Genomic DNA, 21,458 nt, shown 5'->3' with positions numbered 1-21,458 from the left:
GCTGTGCCTATTTTTCCTCATGTATTTATAATATAACGGGGTTATGACGAACATGACTTCTGAAAATCTAGACATGGATTATTCAAAATATGATTTTAAAGACTCTACAGAAATGTATGTTCACTTAAGCAAGAAAGGACTCTCTAAGGAAACTGTGATCAGTATCAGTAAAATGAAAAATGAGCCACAATGGATGCTTGATTTTAGATTACGTTCCTATGAAATCTTTATGAAAAAACCAATGCCAACTTGGGGTGGAGATCTTAGTGTAATTGATTTCCAAAATATTTACTATTATGCAAAAGCATCTGACAAAGTCGAAAAGAGCTGGGATGATGTTCCAGAAAATGTCAAAAACACATTTGATAAACTTGGAATTCCAGAAGCTGAAAAGAAATTCCTAGCAGGTGTGGGTGCACAATATGAATCTGAAGTTGTATATCACAGTCTAAGAGAAGACTTGGCAAAACAAGGAGTTCTCTTTTTAGATACTGATGCAGCTCTTCATGAACATCCAGAGTTATTCAAAAAATACTTTGGAAAGATTATTCCTCCAGAGGATAACAAGTTTGCAGCATTAAACAGTGCAGTTTGGAGTGGTGGCTCTTTCATCTATGTTCCACCTGGTGTCAAAGTAGACATGCCTCTACAAGCATATTTTAGAATTAACGCAGAAAACATTGGTCAGTTTGAAAGAACACTGATCATTGTGGATGAAGGTGCAGAAGTACATTACATTGAAGGATGTACAGCTCCTGTATACTCTTCTGAATCACTACATTCAGCTGTTGTAGAATTGGTTGCACTAAAAGATTCAAAATTAAGATACACTACAATCCAGAACTGGAGTGCTGATGTTTACAATCTCGTAACAAAACGTGCTTATGCATATGAAGGTGCAACAGTAGAATGGATTGATGGAAACATTGGAAGTAAACTAACCATGAAATACCCTGGTGTATATCTGATGGGTGAAAGAGCTTATGGTGAAACATTATCCATTGCATTTGCTGGTAAAGGACAACACCAAGATACAGGTGCAAAAATGGTTCATCTGGCACCAAACACTACATCCAAAGTCACATCAAAATCAGTAAGTAGATTGGATGGACGTTCCACTTACAGAGGAATGCTAAATGTCGCAAAAGGTGCCACTGGTGTAAAATCTACTGTAAGATGTGATGCATTACTCTTAGATGATACATCAAAAACTGATACTTATCCTTACATGGAAATTAATCAAGAAGATGCAACAATTACTCACGAAGCTACTGTTGGAAAAATTGGTGATGAACAAATCTTCTATCTTATGACTAGAGGATTTACTGAAGAAGAATCACTATCTCTGATTGTTAATGGTTTCATGGAACCATTCACCAAAGAATTGCCAATGGAATATGCTGTTGAACTAAACAGACTCATAAAACTAGAAATGGATGACTCTGTGGGATAAACTCCCAATACCTAATTTCGATTAATCATGTCTCAAGAACTTTTATCAAAACTCAGCACAACAATCATTGATGAGATCTCCTCATCAAGAAATGAACCTGATTGGCTAAAGGATTACAGAAAGAGTTCACTCTCAATATACAATAGTTTGCCAATTGAAATGTCTCCTCTTTACAACAAATACACTGACGCAAAAAAAATGGATCCGGAAAAAGTTACTCTATCTACATCCACCACTGAAACAATTCCTAGTTTCTTAACAAAAAGACTAGGTGAATTAGAAAATCAAGTTTGTATTATTCAAATTGGAACAAATATTCATAAAATCAATCTTCCAGACGATTTAAAATCTAAAGGACTAGTAATCTCTTCTCTATCTGATGCAATAAAAAATAATCCTGAATTGGTAAAAAAAGCACTAGAGGCTTCAAAATCTGGAGAAGATAAATTCACTGCACTAAATAATGCCGCCTTTAATTCAGGCATATTCATTCACATTCCACGCAATCTGGTAGTAGACAGACCAATTCATTTTATGATCTGTCTTTCTGAGGATGGTCATTCCACGATTTCTAGAAATGTAATATTTGCAGATGAAAGTAGTAAAGCAACAATAGTACAGGAACTATACTCTCCTAACATTCAAACTCAACAAGCATACCTTGAATTAATGGATACTAGCCTTGGAGCAAATGCCCATCTTGATGTAACCACTCTTCAAATGATTGATCAACATGCTGTAGCCTTTTCTACAAGAAGGACAGACTTGGCACAAGATGCTAAAGTGAATTGGTATTCTGGCTTGTTTGGTTCTATGTTATCTAGATACAAAATAGAATATTTTCTAAATGGAACCGGTGCATCATGTAATGATTCAGAAGTGATCTTTGGAAATAACGAACAGTCATTTGATATTCAAACTAATGTCAACCATGAAAGTCCTGCAACTGAAGGAAGAGTAGTTGAAAAATCAATTTTAAGAAACAAATCAAAATCTCTTTTCAAGGGAATGATTAGAATCAAAGAGAATGCCGCAAAATCAAATTCATTCTTGTCGGGTCGCTCTATCTTATTAGATAAAGATGCCAAATCTGATGCAATACCCGGATTAGAAATTTTCACTAATGATGTAAAGGCCACACACTCTGCATCTGTTGCCCAAATTGATGAGGAACAGGTTTTCTATCTAAAAACAAGATGTCTCAGTCAGGAAGAAGCTGAAAGAACAATTGTTGAAGGATTTTTAGAACCTCTTTCAAGAAAAATGTCTTTCCAAGTTAGAGCATGGATTGCATATCTAATAGAATCCAAATGGGAAAACAAAGAACTTACAATTAACACTGATGAAGAATTAGCTAAATTTGTTGAAATTGAAGAGACCCGTTACAATGAAGACTCTGAAATAGAACAACATTACAAGTATAGGTGATATTTTGTCTGAATGGGTTAAGGCTTGTAGTATTGAACAGGTAAAAGAAGGTCAACTTTTTGGATTTGTTCATGAAGATAAAAAACTCTTAATTGCAAACCTCAAGGGAAAAATTCACGCAACTGATCTGATATGCACTCATGCTGATGCTGATCTGTCTACTGGATTTCTAAGTGATGAAGGTGTTAGATGTCCTTTACACCTTTCTGTTTTTAATCTAGAAAATGGCGAACCTCAGAATCTCCCTGCTGAAACACCTCTCAAAGTATACAATATTAAAATAGACGCCAACGAAATTTACGTGGAGCTTTAAGATATGCAAAGTACAGAATCTCTATTTGAAAATATACGAAATGATTTTCCAATTCTAAAAAGAACTGTCAGAGACAACAAACCTCTAGTCTATCTTGATAATGCATCAACTACACAAAAACCAAATCAAGTTATTGACTCTATCACTGATTACTACCAAAATCACAATGCAAATATTCACCGAGCAGTTTATGCGTTAGCAGAAGAGGCCACAGAAGCTTACGAAGCAACAAGAGACAAAGTCGCAAATTTTGTCAACATAAAAAATCGCCAGGAAATTATTTTTGTCAGAGGTACCACTGAGGCAATTAATTTAGTTGCATATGCATGGGGTAGAACTCACTTGAAAGAAGGTGACATTGTTGTTACTACTGAATACGAGCATCATAGCAACATTGTGCCATGGCAACTTGTAACTCAAGAAAAGCATGCCAAATTGGAATACATTGGAATGGATGATAACGGTGAATTAATTTTAGATGATCTTGACAAATATTTAGCAACAGGGAAAGTCAAACTTGTTACTTTTAGTTTAATGTCTAATGTTCTTGGAACTATCACTGATGCTCAAGCAATTATTGAGAAATGCAAAGCTGCAGGTGTTCTTACTCTAATTGACGGTGCACAGGCAGTACCTCACATGAAAGTTGATCTTGAAAAATTAGGATGCGATTTTTTTGCGTTTTCTGGTCACAAAATGCTCGGACCTACTGGAATTGGCGTTTTATGGGTTAGAAAATCTGTGCTTGAAACAATGAGCCCATTTCATGGTGGCGGTGACATGATTAGAGAAGTTCACAAGTATGAAACTACATGGAATGATTTACCTTACAAATTTGAAGCAGGCACTCCAAATATCGCAGATGTTGTTGGATTGGGTGCTGCAATTGATTATCTTACCAAAATTGGAATGGATAATGTTCGAGAACATGAAGTTGAATTGACAAAATATGCTATTGAAAAATTATCTGAAGTTAAAGGACTTCATATCTATGGAACAAAAGATCTTTCAAAACGTGGTGGTGTTATTTCATTTAATTTTGCAGATGTTCATCCTCACGATGTTGCTCAAATTATTGATGAGGAAGGAATTGCAGTTAGATCAGGTCACCACTGTGCACAAGTATTGATGGAACGACTAAATGTTGCTGCAACTTCTAGAGCAAGCTTTTACATTTACAATACTAAACACGACATTGATATTCTGGTAAATTCATTAAATATTGTGGCAAAGGTGTTCAAATTATGAGTAGTAATGCAGACATTTACCATGAAATGATTGTTGATTATTCAAGAAATCCAATTAACTATGGAGAAATTGAAAATCATGATGTCACGTTTCATGACTCAAATCCTCTATGTGGTGACAGCATCGACATTGATATGAAAATTGATGAAAACAAAGTCACTGATATTAAATTTCATGGAAAAGGTTGTGCAATTTGTATGGCTTGCTCCTCCGTATTGACTGAAATCACAAAAGGTAAAACCCTTGAAGAAGCAAGAGCAATTGAAAAACATGATGTCCTAAGCGAATTAGGTCTAGAGCATTTGCAGGCTGTTAGGATAAAATGTGCATTGCTTTCCTTGAAGGTGCTTAAATCTGCACTTTATACCTACATTGGCAAGAATCTAAAAGACAATGAAGATGTGGATAAACTAAAAGAAGAGGCAGCCAATCTGTACTAGTATGAGTGGTTTTACTCCTACAGTCCCAATCGCACTTCAGATTAGAAAAATCATCTTTGAAAAATTCAATGACGTTGATACTAATTTTACAAACGATGAAATCTTTGAGATGCTAAAAACAAATGGAGATTTAGATCCTTCTTGGATAATTGATGACACTGAATCTTTTTTCAATGATCTTTGTAACTCTGGTCTGGCAAGAAATATTGCACAAAACTTTACCACAATGTATTTGAAATTGTTTGATCCTGTAGAAAAATCCTATTGCAATGCATGTAACAATGATGTTTATCTGGGAACTTCTGAAGAAAGAATTTGTCCTAACCCTGAATGCAAATCTTCTATTTAGATCTGTATTTTATTGCAGCCTCTTCTAGTGCTTTGATCATCGGTAATTTCTCTCCTGTAAGATAAAGTACCAATGCTCCACCAGCTGTACTGATATGATCAATCTTGTCTACTAGCCCCTGTTGTCTTAGTGCCGTAGTAAGATGTCCTCCACTAACAATTGTCGTTGCCATTGAATTTGCAACTGCATTTAGTAATGCTTTTGTCCCATAACTGAAATTTTCTTTTTCAAAGAATCCTGCAGGTCCACTGATAAACACAGTCCCTGCACCTGCAATTAATTTTGAATAATATTCTACAGTTTTTGGACCCAAATCAAATATTTTGTCTCCTTTGCCCATCTCTCTTACATCCATCTCTACTCTTGCACCGTCTTTGTCTATTGCAATATCTACTGGAGTTGCAAAGACATCTGGATATTCACCAATCAATGCATGTGCTTTTGCAACAACTTCATCTTCACGTTTTATCCCTAAAGGTGATTTAATTCTGGCTTGTGCACGCATGAATACATTTCCAATCAATCCTGTCAAAAGGACATGGTCTGCACGTCCGTTCTGAATTAGTAATTTAATTGCCTCAAGTCTGTCTGGCACTTTTGAGCCTCCTAACACTATGACATGTGGCGCTTTTGCAACTGTCATAATTTCATCAAGGTTTCTCACCTCTCGCTCAACAATTCTTCCTGCACAAGCTGGAAGAACTTGTGGAAATCCTACTATTGATGGATGTGATCTATGCGCACTGGGAAATGAATCCAAAACACAAAGATCGAATAATTTTGATAAACGAGAAACCATTATTGTTTTAGCTGCATTTTCTGGAGCAAACTCGTAATTTTCTTCAGCACATAATCTCAGATTGTCTAAGAGCAAAATTTCACCGTTTTTCAAATTTTTGATTGCATTCTGTGCAGCTTCTCCTATGGTGTCTTCTACATATTTTATTTCTCTGCCCATTAGTTCTTGGAGAACTTTGGCATGTTTGTCCATTCCAGTATATTCGCTGTTGCCAACTCTTCCTTGATGTGATCCTATGACGACTTTGGATTCTTTTAATGAGTCAAGAGTTTCTATTGCCTCTTCAATCCTTCGAGTCCCTGAAATCTCACGTGTCTCAGGATCAATTGGACAGTTCATATCGACTCTCAAAAAAACTGTCTTGTCTTTTAGGTCAAAATCATCTAATGTGAGTACCTTCACGATTTGTCTATTGTTCACTTGGTTAAATTCTTTAAGCCGATCAGAAATATTTTCTCGTTTTATGGATTTCAAAACTTATCTATTGACAAAAATTAAAAGACATGTGTTTGAGGTTTAATTAATTGCAAAATTGGCTTTTTGATATTAGGTCTCGTTCCTTTGTTTTACTCACAATTTTGTTTTTGATTCTTACTGCTATTGTATATTTTGGAATTACAGAAAGTTTTGATCAAAACGTAATTCTATTTTTTTCTGAACATGTTGGAAATCCTACAATTGATCTCATAATGCAATCAATCACAGAAAGTGGTGAAGCACTATGGATGCTTGGATTTGCAATTCTTGCGTTGATTATTCCAAAAACCAGGAGGGTAGGAGTTACTTTGATGATTTTGATTGTGATTTCTACATTGCTTACTGGATATGTAAAATGTGGTGTGGACAGGGATAGGCCTGATTTTGAATATGATGCAGTCTCATTTCCTGTGCCTGTAAGCAAAGATACCTTTGCCTTGTTCTGTGAAGGTGGATATGATGCATCGTATCCGTCTGGACATGCTGCAAGATCCATGGTCTTTGCAATTATTTTGGGATATGCTCTATCTGAGAGATTTCCACGTGGAGCATATCTTATGTTCTTGTATCCTATTTTGATTTCACTAAGCAGATTGTATGTTTTAGAACATTATCCGATGGATGTTATTGGTGGAAGTATTATTGGAATTATGTTGTCTGGAGTTATGGCAAAGAGAACAAAACTCTACAAAATTTTTGATAAATCAAAATTCTGATTCTGGTACGTTATCTCTGTGAATCAAAACTATTGCATAATGATCATCATCATGATGATATGTCCAATACTTGACATCTCTGTCTTCTTTTTTTTGTCTGAGTCCTGTTGTAATTCCTGTTGTTACAGAATAACCAATTCTTTTAGCAGTCTTTGATTCTTTTGGCATTAATACTCTATACCCATCTTTTTTTCCTTTAAAACCGCGTTTTACCATGTCTTCCACTGCCTCCATTGCATCTTTTTCATCTTTTAGATCATATGTCTTTGAAATTGGCAAATCTTTTGGATGAAATTCCATGATATTGCTAGCATTTCTTGACTAATATTTTTTAAAAAATCCTTTTTTGCGATCAAATTAAGTCAATTTTCTTTACATGAAAGTCAAATCATGATTATGTCCACCACTTAACCGACACATCTGTCTTGTTTTTATCATTGGCATCTTTAGAAAAACTAGTAATTCAATTACGTCAAAGGAAACAAGAAGCAACAAAACTTCGCAAAAAAGCTGAAGAACAATTAAAAGAATTCCGTTCTGCAGAAAAACGTTCTTCATCCGGTTTACAATCTCTTGATAAAAAAATAGAATCTGAAAAGGAAGAATCTACTGATGTTTCAACTGTTCTACTTAGGAAAAATTCTCAATTGGAAAGCATTGGAAGACTGATATCTGCCGCAGAAGAAAGACTGGCAAAAGAAAAAGAAGCAATCGAACAGGCTGAACAAGAAATTGAATTTGCTGAAAATCCTCTAGAAAAGCAAAACGCTGAGGCTAGATTACGTTCATTAAATGATCATGTAAATGAATTGGTAGAAGAAATAAAAAGCAGACAAAAAACTGCAAAAAAGATTTCAGGTGATGTGTCTGATTTCTCTGATATCCAATCAAAAATTGTCACAAAAATCCAAAAACAAACCCAATCAAAACCTTCTTTACGTGAAGCAAAGACTGCAAGTCGCAAAGCTGCACAAAAATTCCTTAAGGAATTACAAAAACAAACCAAAGCAGAAGCATCTGCTCAGAACTTGTTAGATAAAGCAATATCCAAATTAGCAGAATCTTTGTCAAAGAAAAAGACTGCAGCTAAAAAGAAACCAGCAAAGAAAAAGACTGCAGCTAAAAAGAAACCAGCAAAGAAAAAGACTGCAGCTAAAAAGAAACCAGCAAAGAAAAAGACTGCAGCTAAAAAGAAACCAGCAAAGAAAAAGACTGCAGCTAAAAAGAAACCAGCAAAGAAAAAGACTGCAGCTAAAAAAAAGTCTAGACGTCGATAATCCTTAATTCATATCTCAAAACTTTTCCATGATGTTAAATTGAGTACTGTACCATTGTTTTAAAATGAAAAAACGTGGATTGATAATTGCAACTGTTGGTTTAGTTTTAGTTGGAATTTCACTTTCTATAGCTGTTTCTGCAGTACCCTCAAACATTACAGGTCCAAATGATTTTTCAGTGGCGTCTTTGTTTGAAGGGATGTTTGATCATATTACTAGTGAAATTCAAATCATGCCTGGTGAATTGGCATATGTGACATACGACGTATCCTCATATGATGCTCCTTTGCTTTGGGGGGTTCAAATAATTAATTATAATTCAGGAGATTCTTTGTCGATTAAAATTTCAAATATTTTTGGAGATGATTATGGTGAATTTGTAATGTTTGAGCCAATTTTATTTGAAGCCTTGGAAATTGCCTCGGCTGATTCTCTTAATTTTGAAATCAAAAACACCGGTTCTGATCTTGTAAATGTGGTCTTGATGTTTTCTACAGATCCTGAAAATTCTGATGCTCTTTCAAATCCCGACTCTCCTATAATGAGCATGATTGTTCCTCTTTTGATTTCTGGATTCTTACTTATTTTAGGAATTATAATTGCAATAATTGGTGTGATTATAATTTTAGTAGATGTGAAAAATAATTTAGATAATAAAAGAAATTACTGAGGATTAATATCCATTTTACCAAATTTGCCTTTGGTTAAGGATACTTCACCTTTGAACTCATTTGTGTATCCATTTGTAATGACAACTTTATCGCCTACATTTACTGCTTTGATGTCGTCGCCCCACAATGTGAGTTTCATTTGGTCATCTTCAGTTTCACCGTTAGAAATAATTGCATCGCAAACATCTACTGTTCCACCACTTTTGAGATTCACAGTTCTAGCGTCTCCTTTGCTTTTAACAACAGCTTCAACATTAACTCCACTTCGCATTTTCTTTGCTTCGGAAATTGGTATGAATTCTGACATTATTTTTGAAACCATTTTACACGATTAAAAGCTTTGTTAAAAAATTGCCAAAATAATGGATCAGATTGTAGATTTGTCAAAATAGTAATTGAGAAATATTGGTCCATACCCCCTCTCATTGCAGAGGTATCGAAGCCCGGTCAACCGAGAGGGACTCAAGATCCATAAAATAGGAAATCCCTTCTCTCAGGAGTTCGTGGGTTCAAATCCCACCCTCTGCACTAAATTTTAATTAAAATTGTCAATTATTGTGAAATTTTAGAAATTATGCAACAATTGCTTTTACTTTAGTAATTGAATGGTCTGAAATTTCCTTATGCATTTTGGCAACTTGATCGTCTTTGAATGATAAATTACATCTAAAACATTTCCAAACCATCTCTGACATGGTTAGACTAGGCATAAATTGCTTATAAGGATATTGCATGATTGATCCAATTTTTTACAATACCTGATCATTGTTTCAAAAAAGATGTAATTTTTATAATTTTTTAGATCATAATGAAATTTTTTTATGACTGTTTTGAAATCCAAGGGTTTAGAAGCAAAAAAAGAGTACATTTTTTGAAAGATGTTAGATATTTTTGAAATTTTTGGAAAATTTTCATATTTTGGAATTTTTCTTGTACTAATTGGAGTAAATGCTTCTCCGATTTTGATGCCGCCAAGCTGGATCATCTTGACCTCGTTTTATCTGCTTGATCCAACTTTGAATGTTGTAATTCTCGCTATGGTTGGAGCTACAGGGGCTACACTTGGAAGATTTGTCTTAAAGCAGATCAGTATTCTCTTTAGAAGATTTGTTGCAGAAGAACAAAAAACCAATCTTGACGTAATTGGTGATTATCTGAACCGAAAAAAATACGGTTATGTAATTGCATCTTTTCTATTCGGGGCAACTCCACTTCCAAGTAATATGTTGTTTATCGCATATGGTCTAATGCGTGCCAAAAGTTTGGGCATCTATGTAGGATTTTGGTTTGGCAGAACTATTTCATATGTTGTTATGATTTATTCTGGTAATGCTGTTTTGACTCCTTTCTTGGACTTGTTTGAGGATCGTTTAATTGGAATTTTGCTGATTGATGGTGCGGGTGTAGCATTGATAGTTCTTTTTGCATCTGTCAATTGGACTCTTTTAATAACTCAAAGAAAAATAAAATTTGTCAAACCAAAAATTTGGAGATTCTAAATGAAAGAGATTGATTCTATAAAACATGAAGTAAAAAAAATCATGGATAATGACTCTGCACATGATTTTGAACATGTGATGAGAGTTTACAAAAATGCTCAAAAAATATGTAAAAAAGAAAAAGCAAATGAAAAACTAGTTCTATGCGCCACACTATTACATGACATTGTTTCATATTCAAAATCTGACAAACGTTCTAAATTATCTTCAATTCATAGTGCAAAAAAAGCAGAACAAATTTTAAAAAAATATAATTTCTCTAAAGATGAAATAATTATTGTTTCTGAAGCAATACGTGATCATAGTTTTTCACAAAACAAAAAATCTCTCACAATTGAAGGAAAAATCCTTCAAGATGCTGACCGACTAGATGCTATTGGTGCAATTGGTATTGCAAGAGTTTTTGCAACCGGCGGTTCTCTTAAGAGGCCTTTTTACAATATTGATGACCCTTTTTGTAAAACAAGAAAACCTGATGATAAAATTTGGACTGTAGATCATTTTTATCAAAAATTACTAAAACTAGATTCACTAATGAATACAAAATCAGGTAAAATTGAGGCAAAAAAGCGAACTAAAGTGCTCATGGAATTTCTAAAACAACTTGAAAAGGAAATTTCTACTTGATCTTCTCAAAACTCTTGTCTGAATTTGATAATTTTTAATGAAAATATTGTTATAAGTTAAAAATTTGAAATAATCCGTTGAATCTATTAGAAAAAATTGAAAAATCTTTTCAGACTACTAGTAATCATAAATTCTCAGAATCTAAAAAAGGGATGGTTTCATCTGCCTTTCCTGATGCCACAAATGCAGGCGTTGAAATACTCAAAAAAGGTGGAAATGCAATCGATGCTGCATGTGCTACTGCTCTAGCATTAGGCGTATGTGAACCTCAAGCTTCTGGAATAGGAGGTCAATCCATGGGAATAATTCACATTAATGGAAAGACAATTTGCATAGATGGCTCTACTAGGGCACCTTCTTTAGCTTTACCTAGTAAATTTAAAAATAAATTGGATAGATCAATAGGCTACAAGTCCACAACAGTTCCTAGCACTGTTGCAGTTATGGGGTTTTTGAATGAGAAATATGGTAATCTTGAATGGGCTCAAATACTAAAACCTGCAATAAGGATTGCAAAAAAAGGATACAAAATTACAGCACTTCAACATGATTTGCAACAACGTGAACTAGAAAGTTTTAACAAAGTAAAGTCTCAATCTGGAGCAAAGTATTTTCTCAAAGATGGAACAACACCCTACGATACAAAAGATCTTTTTGTCCAAGATGATTTGGCAGAATTATTGACATATCTTGCTGAAAACGGATATAGATCATTTTATCATGGAAAAATTCCAAAAATGATAGATGCTGACATGCAAAAAAATAATGGATTACTACGAGAAGAGGATCTAGTTTTAATTCCAAAAATAATTGAACGTGAACCCCTTGTTGGAAAATATAGAAACATGACAGTCAAAACATTTCCCCCTCCCGCAGTGGGCAGAATATTGCTGCTGATTTTGATGCTACTAAATCAACTTCCTGCTAACACTATCAAAAACAACAGATTGGAATTTTATCACTACTTGGTAGAAACATTCAAGAGATCCCTTTCATTTCGTACTCAGCGTCCATATGATGTAGCTACATACAAACAGATTGATGACAAATTATTATTTGACAAGTCTTTTCTCAAACATTTATCCGAATCAATCATTGATGGAATCCAGATATCTAATCATAATGTAAAATTCCATGATGAGGATACTACACATCTTTCTGTAATGGATGATGAAGGCAATTCTGCAGGAATTACTCAATCTGTTGAATTAGTATATGGTTCAAAAGCTGCAGCAGACGGTTTGGGGTTTTTGTATAATTGCTATATGTCATCTTTTGAATATGAAAATATCAATTATCCTCATTATTTGCGTCCAAATTCAAGTCCTTGGACATCAGTTGCTCCTACTATATTGTTTCACAAAAACAAACCCTGGATGACTCTTGGAACCCCTGGCAGTGATAGAATCCCTACTGTAACTGCCCAATTCATATCATCTATGATTGATTCAGGTCTTAGCCCAAATGATGCCATGGACAAACCCAGAATTCATTGTACTGTTGATGGCAAAATTACCATAGAAGCAGAACGATTTGATGATCGTGTAATTCCATATTTGGCAGAATTAGGATATAAAATAGAATTAAAAGAATCTTATTCATATTATCATGGCGCAATTCATGCCGTAATTAAAAAACAAAGTTCCAAAGGATTTCAAGGAATTGCAGAAATAAGACGAGATGGGATTGCAAAAGGGATAGATTGACTGATTCAGATTTTTAAGGCATAAAATTTGTTCTAAATTTTCAGAATCATTTCTGATTATACTCGACAACCTAATATGCTAAAAATTCTGATACGTTCTATTGGTTAACCAGGGAATTTTAATTGGAGTGGCAGTTGGTATATTTTTTGCAGGTCTAGGAATAGGTTATGTTGCTTTACAATCAACAACTTCCACAATGCCAATGATGTCTAATCCCCAACACATGAATCAGATGATGGGACCAATGATGGACACCATGATGAATGATCCTCAAATGCAACAGCAGATGATGAATCAAATGATGAATCATCAAGGAATGATAGATTCCATGATGACAAATCAAGACATGATGAACATGATGATGGGAAGCAACATGATGATGAGTGGAAATATGATGGGTGGTCACATGATGGGCTCAGACATGATGAGCCAAGGAATGATGAGTTCTCAATCTTCTCAAACAATTCCTGCTGATGAAGATCCTCAAACTAGAACATTCCAAATCAGTATGGAAGAAGTAGAGTTCTACGCCGAAGTTGAAAATGAAGGTGGAGAAGAAGTAATCGCATTTGTGGAACTACACAGATGGGAACCAAATATCATAATTGTTAATCAAGGCGATACTGTGGTTCTTGAAATTACTAATCCAAGAAAGCATGCACACACATTATCAATTCCAGCGTTCGGTGTAAATTCAGAAATGCTTGAACCAAGAGAAGGAACAGATATTGTAACTTTTGTTGCAGATACTCCTGGTGTTTTTACATTCTATTGTGGTCTACCATACAATCCAGACAAATTGTATTGTGATCCTGATCATACTATGATGACAGGCACTTTGATTGTATTGGAATAATTTCACTTTTAGCCATAATCTATGTATCTGTCGTAGCGTGTTTCAATCTCTTTGTTTTCTCCTGCTTTGATTTTCTCATATTCTTCGTTTTTTCTAAATTCAATGTACTTGTTAATTGCAGCAAATTCTTCCTCTTTTGGATAAGAGTCAAAGACAGGCTCAACTAGTCGCAAATATTCTATAGTTTTATCTCGAAATTCTTCCCTGGTTGGTTTTTTGATTCCCTTCATTCTAAACCACACCGCAGTCCAGCTTGCCCCTATTACATGTGGCATTAAATCAAATGCTCTCTGAATCTCAAAACGTTCGTCGTTTCTCATGATTCTTGAAGAAATCTTGAAGCTGATTTTGCAAAATATGTTACGATCATGTCTGCTCCTGCTCTCTTAATCGAATGTAGAATTTCTAATGTGATGTCTTTCTCATTTACATATCCTAATTGAGATGCAGCTTTTACTAGAGCATATTCTCCAGAAACACTATAAGCTGAAACTGGAACATTGTGTTTTCTTCTTGTCTCTGCAATTAAATCCAAATATGCTAATGCTGGTTTAATCATTACAATATCTACTCCCTCATCAATGTCTGTTTCTACCTCCATCATTGCTTCTCTGGCATTTGTAAATGGAACTTGGTATGTTTTTCTATCTCCAAATTTTGGTGCACATTCTGCAGCATCTCTAAATGGTGAGTAAAAGTTTGAACGATGTTTTGCAGAGTGTGACATTATTGAAACATCTGTAAATCCCTCATCATCAAGTGCCTTTCGTATTGCTGCAACTTGACCGTCCATCATTGCTGATGGTGACACTGTATCAACACCTGCCTTTGCTTGGCTTACAGCAATTTTTGCAAGTGTTTCTAAACTGATATCATTATCGATTTTATTTCCTTGAATAATTCCACAATGTCCTGTCGATGTAAATTGACAAAGACAAACATCTGCCATTATTACTATTTTATCTCCAAATTTTTCCCTGATTTGCCTAATTGCTTTTTGAACAATTCCATTGTCATCAAAAGCTGAAGTTCCTGCCTCATCTTTTTTAGTTGGAATTCCAAAAAGCATGATTGCAGGTATTCCTAAATCTATTATTGTGCTCACCTCCTCATTTACGTCCTTTAATGGCAATCTTTCGATTTCTGACATTGATTCAACTTTGACTCTTTCATTCAAATCTTCTTGAACAAATACTGGACATATGAAATCTTTTGGAGAAAGAGTTGTTTCTTGAATCAATTCTCTCATTTTATCAGATGTCCTTAATCGACGAAGACGTCTAGTTGGAAATGACATGATGAAATTCTCTCTAGGTAAAATATAATCCTAGTCTACTTGTTTTTGTTTTTTATAGTCAAAGAGTTTGCCTGCCAACTCTACTACATCAGGGTTTCCCTGCTCTGATGCTTTTCTGATATTGTTCATTGGAGTTGACACGATGCTTTCTACAACTGCTTTTGTGAGTTCTTCGATAATTTTGATTTTCTTTTCATCTTTCTCATTGAGCATTTGAAGTGCTTTTTGAAGTTCTTTTTCTCTTAGGTTTTCTATGTTCTTGAACACGTCTGTTACAAGTGGTTCTGCATCTAGTCTTTTCATTGAGGCTTCTAATACAGATACTTCTTCATTAATTATGTTTTCAACTGTTTTGACTTTGTTTAATCGTGCATTCATGTTCTTTTCTACCATTTCTGCAATTTGATCCAAATTCATCAATTTAACCCCTCCAATTGTTGCAACTTTTTCATCGACTGTTCTAGGATTTGACAAGTCTAAAATCATTATTCCGTTGCTTTTGTTTTTCATAGCTTCTGCAATTCTGTCATTTGTTACAAGAAAGTATGGTGCAGTTGTTGCCACAAATATTACATCATAGTGGTTGAATCCTGAAAGAACCTCTTCGAATTTTATCGGGTTTCCTCCCATTGTTTCACAAAATGTTTCTGATCTTCCCATTGTTCTGCTTGTGACATCAAAAGCATAGCCTCTTCTTTGCAATGACTTTGCAACTAGTGTGGATACTTCTCCTGTTCCAATTAGCAATACTTTTTTTGTTTTTAATTCATCGATATTTTCCTCTGCAAGTTTTACTGCCATGGAACCCACTGAAATTCCACCTGCTCCTATCCCACTTGAATTTCTAATTCTAGTCCCTATTCTAATTGCTTTATCAAACAATGTGTTAAGGTGCTGTCCTGATGCTTTCACTTCTCTTGCAGATGTGATGGATTTTTTTATTTGTCCTAAAATTTGCTCTTCGCCTAATACCATAGAGTCTAATCCTGAGGTTAATTTCAACAAATGATGTAATGCTTCCTGATTTTCTACAAATTCCATATTTTCATTAAATGCTTCTTTTTCTAATCCTGTAATTGCTGCCCATGTTTTTTTGATTTTATCTGAGTCATATGTTTTAGATTTTCCAAATAATTCTATTCTGTTACATGTTTGAATAATTACACATTCATCCAACCCTGATTGCTTTTTGAACTCATCATACGCTTTTTCTATGTCTTTTATCGTAAATTGCTCTAGAATGTGAATTGGTGAATTACGAAAAGTAACACGTGCATTGATGATATTTTGATTCATTTCCAATTCCTCAATATTGTAATTGCTCGCTTTTCAGCTTTTTTTACCTGTCCGTCTTTTATTAACTGATCAATCTCATTATCATTTATGATATTATGCAAACATTCTCTTCTTTGCTCTTGAGTGGCTATCATCTCCTTGGCCATCTTCCTTGCCTTTTTTTGGATCTTAATTTGAGCAATGTCCTCATCACTGATGATTTTTTTGAATAATTTCTCTGATCTTTCTTTGATTTTCTTTGACATTGCAGGGCTCTTTCCACCGGTAAAAATTGCAATCTGAATCATATTCTCAAAATTAATTATTGCAGGATTGGAAAAGTCACTTTCATCAGGATTGTCTGAACTGTATGCGATGATTCTTTTCTTTTTGGCATCCTTGATAATTTTTTGATTAATTTTTCTGTCATTTGTTGTTGTGATTACTATGTCTGGTTTGAACTCTGAAAGAAATTTTGTATCTGACATTTTTTGTTTTTTCAATGTAATCTTTTTGGCTTTGGATAGTCTGCTGATTTGTGAATTCACTGAATCGCTGATTACGGTTATGTGACATCCCTGTTTGATTATTGAATTGATTCTCTTTTGGGCTTCGTTTCCCCCTCCTATGATGATTATTTTTTTACCTTGTAGATTTAGATCAACTATCATCGATCAAAGGGACTTGGGTTTCTATTTATGTATTAAAATCAAGGCACAAACTACCAGCTACATTTTTAATTGAATGAGCAAGTTCTTGAATTATTGACTTCTATGGATGATTCTGATAAAGAACTTCTAAATGAGATTCAGTGGACTTTTCCACTTGTAACGAGACCTTTTGATGCTATCGCTAAAAAATTTGATACTACTCCTGAAGACATCAAACAACGATTAAATCAACTTAAAGAAAATGGCATCCTAAGACAACTAAGTGCAATTTTTGATACAAGAAAACTAGGTTACACTAGCTCTCTTGTGGCAATGGAGATTGAAGATGATAAATTAGAACATGTTGCAAATCAAATTAATCGTCACCCTGGAGTTAGTCATAATTATGAACGAGATCATCAATTCAATCTCTGGTTTACTTTGGCTGTTCCTCCTGGCGCTGATTTGAAAGAGGAACTTGAAAAATTCAATGTTTTAAAGGGAATCAAAAAAGTAAGAATGCTTCCAACACTACAACTATTCAAAATTGGTGTCAAGCTTGACATGGTAGATGAGAAAAAACATGATGTTGCACCAAGTGAAGAGAAAAAAGAAATCAAAAATGTAAAATTTACTCCGACTGAAGAAGACAAAAACTTTATCCGCGAATTACAAAAAGATATGGAAATAATTGACGAGCCTTTTGTAAAGGCTGCCAATAATCTTGGAATCACTGAGGATGAATTATTTGAAAAAATGAAATACTATGAAGATATTGGTGTCATGCGAAGATTTGCTGCTATCTTAAGACATAGACAGGTTGGTTTTACTGCTAATGGTATGATTGTATGGAAGGTTCCTGAAGATAGAATTTCCAAAGTGGGTGAAACTCTTGGTTCATTCCCACAAGTAAGTCATTGCTATGAAAGACCAACATATGCTGATTGGCCTTATAATGTATTTTCAATGATTCATTGTAAAACACATGATGAGGCACATGAAATGGCAAAAACAATTCAGGATCAAATACATGTTGATGAATATCAAATCCTCTTTAGTTCTCGTGAATTCAAGAAAACACGTGTGGAATATTTTGTAGAAAACTCTTTCAGCTTGGAAGAAACAATTTCTGCATCTTAGAATTCATTCTCATCATGTCCTACGACATGGATTATGCAAAAATACTGATCATTCATGTTGCAATAAAATTGGGATTCATCACCGCATTCTTTACACGGTGGCTTTTCATCTAGTTCTGAAAGTTTTGTGTGGTATATCTTACTTCTAGGCGTGATGCTTGAATCCTTGTAAATTCTTGTTATGTTTGAATAATACTCTAGTTCTTCTGGATTCAACTTTTGATAATTTTTAATTTTTTTAATTATTGATTCCCATTTTTTGTATTTGCCTATCTTGGCAAACTTCATTCTCTCAATGATTTCTAGTGTTTTTTCAAAATCTATTGGATTGTCCATTTAGAAATTAATTTGCTTGAGGTGTTGCTTTTAATTCGTAAGAAGGCCAAGTCTTGTACAATTCGTCAACTTCTTTCATGTCTGAATCTGAAATGTATTTTCCGTCTGACATCTTTGCATAACTGACGACTTCTTCTTCACTGATCATAGTTGGAAGCACTGTTGCAAATCCTTTCTTTGTCATCATAAATTTCATTGCAAATTCTGTAACACTCAACCCATTTCTGTCTGCGATTGGTTTGAATTGTTCAACTTTTTCCAATGCTGATTTGAGCCACTCTCTTTTTCTAACTGATCTGTGATCATTATCATCAAATTTTGTATCTGCATTAACTTTACCTGTAAGAATTCCAGATGCTTCTGGAACTCTAACTAGAATTCCTACATCTTTTTCCACTGCTTTTTGCATCAATTCGTTTCCTGGAGTTTGTTCTAAAATATTGTAAACTGTTTGAACTGCACTAAGGTTTGGCTTGTCCATTGCCTCCAATCCTTCCTGAGTCCATCCTATTGCAGGACCTAGGGCAATTTGGTATGTCTTAATGGAACCATCTTCAATGAAACTATCTAAAAGATTGAATATTGAATTGTTTCTCACGTCTTTTAGTTTTGGATTATGCACACCATACATGTCGATATGATCTGTTTGTAATCTTTCTAAACTGTTTCTTAATGCCATTCTAGTATAATCTTCATCAAATCTTTGTGGAAGTTCTTTATGTCCTATTTGCTCAACACCGCTAAAATCATAACCGTATTTTGTTGAGATAACAATTTCATCTCTCATGTCTTTGAATACTTCACCAATCAATTTTTCACTTAATCCTTTACCATACAAGTCACCTGTTTCAAAAAAGTTAATTCCTACATCATATGCTTTTTTGAGCATTCTTTTTGCTTCATCTTCTTCAATCTTTTTACCCCACCAATCAAGAGCAATGGCCCATGCTCCAAATCCTATCTCTGAAATCTCAATGTCTGTTTTTCCTAATTTATTATACTTCAAAACTATTTTTTATTTTGAAATTTCATCATTTATGTTTATCCAAGATTTGCATCCCTGATATTTGGATTTTAAAGTGATCAAATCAATTTTTATTTAAAATTATTTTTAAATTCTACCCTAAACTGGAAATCATTGGAACGATATCCTTTTTCACACATACAATCATTGGAATGTCATTTTTAACATATGACGAGACCTGGGTTTCTCTCAAATCCATTATCAGATCTTGAAAATCTCTGATGTTGTCTACCTCGAATGCTAGCATAAAGTCCTCATCATGAATTCCAAAGGAATAGGTTGTATTGAGAACCACTTGTGGGTATTTCTTACTGACTTCGATGTGCTCATCCATTATTTCTTGGCGTTTTTCTTTTGGAAGTAGATACCATTCTCTTGTTTTCGTAAATGGGTAAACTATAACGTGTTTCTTTGGGTCACTACCTGTGACAAAACCATGAGCCTTTTGTTCTTGGACATATAGGGATGGTCTTGTGCATGACAAATAAGTTCTTGATGGGATGATATATTTTCCAAAAACTGTCTTGTATATTTTCTCAATTACCTTTTGAATTTCTTCTACTGATTTTGCAGCAAACCAAATCAAAAAATCTGCATCGTCTCTTAATCCTAAATTTGAATATGTCCTATACATGATTCCTGAATTATTAATTACGTTTTCAACTTCTTTTGCAGATTCTTCTTTTGCAAGGTCTGCCATCCATCTCCATTTAGGATCAACTTTGAAAAATGAGAAATTGAAATAATATTGATTATTATCTTCTGACATGTACCTTTTATTTTTGAAACCCTATTTAAACAAAAACTAGATTATCTGTTCTAGAATCTCGATAATTTTTTCAGATGACTTGTGCCCTGATTTTATTTGAACTAAACTTGTCGATATTTTGAAATGTTTTGCAATTTTTCTAATTATCTCTTTGTTTGCTTCCCCTTTGATGGGTTTTGTTCTTACTCCTATTTTGATTTGATTTTTTTCTATGTCTAAAAATTCCTTGGAAAATTCTACTGTAACTTTGTAAATCAATAGTTTCTGAAAGATTATTCTGATTAAATTTGATTATGCTGATTGTTCTAAAGCCCATTCATAGCCTTCTGCTTCTAGTTTGTCTGCAAGTGATGCATCTCCTGTATTCAATACTTTACCTCTTGCAAATACGTGAACAAAGTCTAACTTGTCTAGAAATTTCAAAATTCTAGCATAGTGGGTAATTATGATTATTGTTGCATCCTTGTCTGCAACTTTGCTAATTGCTTGAGCTACTGCTTGAACTGCATCTATATCTAGCCCTGAATCTGGTTCATCTAAGATAGAAATTTTTGGTTTTAAAACTGCCATTTGTAATACTTCTGCACGTTTTTTCTCTCCCCCTGAGAAACCTTCGTTGAGATATCTTGAAAGGAATTCTTCTTTCAATCCTACTTTTTCCAAATTTTCTTTAAGATATTTCTGAAATTCTCTCACTGTGATGAATACTTCTCTGTTATCTCCTTCAAGTGCTTTACTTAGAGAATTGTATGCTGTTCTTAGAAAGTGAGAAAACCCTACCCCTGAAACTTCAGTTGGATATTGAAATCCTAGGAATAATCCTTTTTTTGCTCTTTCATCTGCTGTTAAATCTAAAATGCTCTCGCCATCTAACAAAATATCTCCTTTTGTGACTTCATATTTTGGATGTGCAAGTAATGTGTATGCTAGTGTACTTTTTCCTGAACCGTTTGGTCCCATGATTGCGTGTACTTCACCAGGACCTGTCTTCAAATTGACGCCTTTGAGAATCTCCTTGCCTTCTCTTGATACGTGAAGATCTTTGATTTCTAAGACTGCCATGTCCCATTTTATTCTGATTCTCTATATAATACCGACGAAATTTAGCT

General features: G+C 34.3%; 27 protein-coding genes and 1 tRNA gene. 15 read left to right on the top strand and 13 right to left on the bottom strand.

All coding sequences use genetic code 11. From position 1 onward, the window contains the following. The first annotated feature begins 52 nt into the window (after nt 1-52). From sufB to ACW9XA_RS01080, 6 genes are read left to right on the top strand one after another with little or no spacing between them, the layout of a single operon-like run. The gene (gene sufB / locus ACW9XA_RS01105; RefSeq protein ID WP_300325753.1) at nt 53-1,453 is read left to right on the top strand and encodes a Fe-S cluster assembly protein SufB; all 1,401 of its coding nucleotides are present in this window, start codon (nt 53-55) and stop codon (nt 1,451-1,453) included. Between the two features lie 27 nt (nt 1,454-1,480). After that, nucleotides 1,481-2,881 (top strand): Fe-S cluster assembly protein SufD, encoded by a 1,401-nt coding sequence (gene sufD, locus ACW9XA_RS01100; protein ID WP_457762608.1) that lies wholly within the window; start codon nt 1,481-1,483, stop codon nt 2,879-2,881. A 4-nt stretch (nt 2,882-2,885) separates the two neighbouring features. Beyond that, the gene (locus tag ACW9XA_RS01095) at nt 2,886-3,194 is read left to right on the top strand and encodes a Rieske (2Fe-2S) protein (RefSeq protein WP_457762607.1); all 309 of its coding nucleotides are present in this window, start codon (nt 2,886-2,888) and stop codon (nt 3,192-3,194) included. Between the two features lie 3 nt (nt 3,195-3,197). After that, nucleotides 3,198-4,442 (top strand): cysteine desulfurase, encoded by a 1,245-nt coding sequence (locus ACW9XA_RS01090; RefSeq protein WP_457762606.1) that lies wholly within the window; start codon nt 3,198-3,200, stop codon nt 4,440-4,442. Beyond that, nucleotides 4,439-4,882 carry an iron-sulfur cluster assembly scaffold protein gene (locus tag ACW9XA_RS01085; protein ID WP_457762605.1) on the top strand — a complete coding sequence of 148 codons (444 nt, stop codon included), beginning with the start codon at nt 4,439-4,441 and terminating at the stop codon, nt 4,880-4,882. The genes ACW9XA_RS01090 and ACW9XA_RS01085 overlap by 4 nt, the downstream gene beginning before the upstream one ends. Before the next feature lies 1 nt (nt 4,883). Then, nucleotides 4,884-5,231 (top strand): hypothetical protein, encoded by a 348-nt coding sequence (locus ACW9XA_RS01080; RefSeq protein WP_457762604.1) that lies wholly within the window; start codon nt 4,884-4,886, stop codon nt 5,229-5,231. On the opposite strand, the gene ACW9XA_RS01075 is transcribed toward ACW9XA_RS01080, so the two are convergent. After that, nucleotides 5,224-6,432, bottom strand: coding sequence for a phosphoglycerate kinase (locus ACW9XA_RS01075; protein ID WP_457762603.1), 1,209 nt, complete (start codon nt 6,430-6,432; stop codon nt 5,224-5,226). The genes ACW9XA_RS01080 and ACW9XA_RS01075 overlap by 8 nt on opposite strands. Nucleotides 6,433-6,554: 122 nt before the next feature. Here ACW9XA_RS01075 and ACW9XA_RS01070 point away from each other — a divergent pair, with 122 nt between their 5' ends. Continuing rightward, nucleotides 6,555-7,223: a phosphatase PAP2 family protein gene (locus tag ACW9XA_RS01070; protein WP_457762602.1), complete on the top strand. Its 669-nt coding sequence runs from the start codon at nt 6,555-6,557 to the stop codon at nt 7,221-7,223. Here the strand turns inward: ACW9XA_RS01070 and ACW9XA_RS01065 are convergent. Continuing rightward, nucleotides 7,212-7,523 (bottom strand): hypothetical protein, encoded by a 312-nt coding sequence (locus tag ACW9XA_RS01065; protein WP_457762601.1) that lies wholly within the window; start codon nt 7,521-7,523, stop codon nt 7,212-7,214. The two genes, ACW9XA_RS01070 and ACW9XA_RS01065, sit on opposite strands and share 12 nt — an antisense overlap. A 137-nt stretch (nt 7,524-7,660) precedes the next feature. Between ACW9XA_RS01065 and ACW9XA_RS01060 the strand changes: the two genes are divergently transcribed. Both ACW9XA_RS01060 and ACW9XA_RS01055 read left to right on the top strand, forming a co-directional pair. Next, a complete protein-coding gene (locus ACW9XA_RS01060) occupies nt 7,661-8,500 on the top strand; it encodes a hypothetical protein (RefSeq protein ID WP_457762600.1) in 840 nt (279 codons plus the stop codon). Between the two features lie 64 nt (nt 8,501-8,564). After that, nucleotides 8,565-9,170 carry a hypothetical protein gene (locus ACW9XA_RS01055; protein WP_457762599.1) on the top strand — a complete coding sequence of 202 codons (606 nt, stop codon included), beginning with the start codon at nt 8,565-8,567 and terminating at the stop codon, nt 9,168-9,170. On the opposite strand, the gene ACW9XA_RS01050 is transcribed toward ACW9XA_RS01055, so the two are convergent. Then, nucleotides 9,164-9,478: a single stranded DNA-binding domain-containing protein gene (locus ACW9XA_RS01050; protein ID WP_014964687.1), complete on the bottom strand. Its 315-nt coding sequence runs from the start codon at nt 9,476-9,478 to the stop codon at nt 9,164-9,166. The two genes, ACW9XA_RS01055 and ACW9XA_RS01050, sit on opposite strands and share 7 nt — an antisense overlap. Before the next feature lie 120 nt (nt 9,479-9,598). On the opposite strand from ACW9XA_RS01050, the gene ACW9XA_RS01045 reads away from it, so the two are divergent. After that, nucleotides 9,599-9,699 (top strand) — tRNA-Leu (locus tag ACW9XA_RS01045). Between the two features lie 44 nt (nt 9,700-9,743). Here the strand turns inward: ACW9XA_RS01045 and ACW9XA_RS01040 are convergent. After that, nucleotides 9,744-9,866 (bottom strand): hypothetical protein, encoded by a 123-nt coding sequence (locus ACW9XA_RS01040; protein WP_457762598.1) that lies wholly within the window; start codon nt 9,864-9,866, stop codon nt 9,744-9,746. 183 nt (nt 9,867-10,049) lie between these two features. Here ACW9XA_RS01040 and ACW9XA_RS01035 point away from each other — a divergent pair, with 183 nt between their 5' ends. The 4 genes from ACW9XA_RS01035 (at nt 10,050) to ACW9XA_RS01020 (ending at nt 13,859) form a co-directional block, all read left to right on the top strand. Beyond that, nucleotides 10,050-10,670: a hypothetical protein gene (locus ACW9XA_RS01035; protein ID WP_457762597.1), complete on the top strand. Its 621-nt coding sequence runs from the start codon at nt 10,050-10,052 to the stop codon at nt 10,668-10,670. Then, nucleotides 10,671-11,297 carry an HD domain-containing protein gene (locus ACW9XA_RS01030; RefSeq protein ID WP_457762596.1) on the top strand — a complete coding sequence of 209 codons (627 nt, stop codon included), beginning with the start codon at nt 10,671-10,673 and terminating at the stop codon, nt 11,295-11,297. 77 nt (nt 11,298-11,374) lie between these two features. Further along, the gene (locus tag ACW9XA_RS01025; protein ID WP_457762595.1) at nt 11,375-13,003 is read left to right on the top strand and encodes a gamma-glutamyltransferase family protein; all 1,629 of its coding nucleotides are present in this window, start codon (nt 11,375-11,377) and stop codon (nt 13,001-13,003) included. A 127-nt stretch (nt 13,004-13,130) separates the two neighbouring features. Then, nucleotides 13,131-13,859 (top strand): cupredoxin domain-containing protein, encoded by a 729-nt coding sequence (locus tag ACW9XA_RS01020; protein ID WP_457762594.1) that lies wholly within the window; start codon nt 13,131-13,133, stop codon nt 13,857-13,859. An 8-nt stretch (nt 13,860-13,867) separates the two neighbouring features. Here ACW9XA_RS01020 and ACW9XA_RS01015 read toward each other — a convergent pair whose 3' ends face one another. The 4 genes from ACW9XA_RS01015 to ACW9XA_RS01000 are packed head-to-tail and all read right to left on the bottom strand — an operon-like array spanning nt 13,868 to nt 17,102. Then, a complete protein-coding gene (locus ACW9XA_RS01015; protein WP_457762593.1) occupies nt 13,868-14,179 on the bottom strand; it encodes a hypothetical protein in 312 nt (103 codons plus the stop codon). After that, entirely contained in the window at nt 14,176-15,156 is a 981-nt protein-coding gene (gene hemB / locus ACW9XA_RS01010; protein WP_457762592.1) for a porphobilinogen synthase, read from the bottom strand. The genes ACW9XA_RS01015 and hemB overlap by 4 nt, the downstream gene beginning before the upstream one ends. A gap of 30 nt (nt 15,157-15,186) precedes the next feature. Beyond that, entirely contained in the window at nt 15,187-16,452 is a 1,266-nt protein-coding gene (hemA, locus tag ACW9XA_RS01005; RefSeq protein ID WP_457762591.1) for a glutamyl-tRNA reductase, read from the bottom strand. Continuing rightward, nucleotides 16,449-17,102, bottom strand: a complete 654-nt coding sequence (locus ACW9XA_RS01000; RefSeq protein WP_457762590.1) for a precorrin-2 dehydrogenase/sirohydrochlorin ferrochelatase family protein — start codon at nt 17,100-17,102, stop codon at nt 16,449-16,451. The genes hemA and ACW9XA_RS01000 overlap by 4 nt, the downstream gene beginning before the upstream one ends. A gap of 102 nt (nt 17,103-17,204) precedes the next feature. On the opposite strand from ACW9XA_RS01000, the gene ahbA reads away from it, so the two are divergent. Further along, the gene (gene ahbA / locus ACW9XA_RS00995) at nt 17,205-18,221 is read left to right on the top strand and encodes a siroheme decarboxylase subunit alpha (RefSeq protein ID WP_457762847.1); all 1,017 of its coding nucleotides are present in this window, start codon (nt 17,205-17,207) and stop codon (nt 18,219-18,221) included. On the opposite strand, the gene ACW9XA_RS00990 is transcribed toward ahbA, so the two are convergent. From ACW9XA_RS00990 to sufC, 5 genes are all read right to left on the bottom strand, one after another. After that, a complete protein-coding gene (locus tag ACW9XA_RS00990; RefSeq protein ID WP_457762589.1) occupies nt 18,218-18,556 on the bottom strand; it encodes a hypothetical protein in 339 nt (112 codons plus the stop codon). The genes ahbA and ACW9XA_RS00990 overlap by 4 nt on opposite strands. Before the next feature lie 7 nt (nt 18,557-18,563). Beyond that, nucleotides 18,564-19,562, bottom strand: coding sequence for an aldo/keto reductase (locus tag ACW9XA_RS00985; RefSeq protein ID WP_457762588.1), 999 nt, complete (start codon nt 19,560-19,562; stop codon nt 18,564-18,566). Nucleotides 19,563-19,674: 112 nt separating this feature from the next. After that, nucleotides 19,675-20,349, bottom strand: a complete 675-nt coding sequence (locus ACW9XA_RS00980; RefSeq protein ID WP_457762587.1) for a chlorite dismutase family protein — start codon at nt 20,347-20,349, stop codon at nt 19,675-19,677. Between the two features lie 36 nt (nt 20,350-20,385). Beyond that, nucleotides 20,386-20,607, bottom strand: a complete 222-nt coding sequence (locus ACW9XA_RS00975; RefSeq protein WP_457762586.1) for a DUF167 domain-containing protein — start codon at nt 20,605-20,607, stop codon at nt 20,386-20,388. A gap of 33 nt (nt 20,608-20,640) precedes the next feature. Next, nucleotides 20,641-21,411 (bottom strand): Fe-S cluster assembly ATPase SufC, encoded by a 771-nt coding sequence (gene sufC, locus ACW9XA_RS00970; protein WP_457762585.1) that lies wholly within the window; start codon nt 21,409-21,411, stop codon nt 20,641-20,643. Between the last annotated feature and the right edge of the window lie 47 nt (nt 21,412-21,458).

The sequence above is a fragment of the Candidatus Nitrosopumilus sp. bin_6a genome (genome assembly GCF_054095695.1).
The sequence above is the reverse complement of the archived record's forward strand: the minus strand, read 5'-3'. Positions and strand labels throughout refer to the sequence as shown.